The organism is Mesorhizobium sp., from assembly GCF_004962925.1.
Lineage (GTDB): Bacteria > Pseudomonadota > Alphaproteobacteria > Rhizobiales > Rhizobiaceae > Mesorhizobium.
The window spans coordinates 5,880-6,122 of record NZ_SUEO01000301.1 but is presented as its reverse complement, the minus strand read 5'-3'; the positions used below and the strand labels follow the sequence as shown (position 1 = coordinate 6,122).

1 pseudogene is annotated in these 243 nt (G+C 60.1%); it reads left to right on the top strand.

From position 1 onward, the window contains the following. Window positions 1–49 precede the first annotated feature (49 nt). Window positions 50–243: pseudogene (locus E5W87_RS33340) on the top strand (D-alanine--D-alanine ligase A); the annotation flags it as partial.

Here is a 243-nt window from a genome sequence, read left to right as displayed (position 1 = left end):
CGGCCCAACGTGCCTACTGCCGGCACCCCAGACCATTTTGGAGACGCTCATGGCCGATACTTCGAAAAGACTGCGTATTGCAGTGCTCTTTGGCGGACGCTCCGCCGAGCATGACGTTTCGGTGCTGTCGGCAACCAATATCATGCGTGCGCTGGAACCCGCGAAGTACGATGCCGTTCCCGTCTTCGTCACCCGCGAAGGACAATGGCTGCTGAGCAGTTTCGAGGACGGCACGCTGGCGAA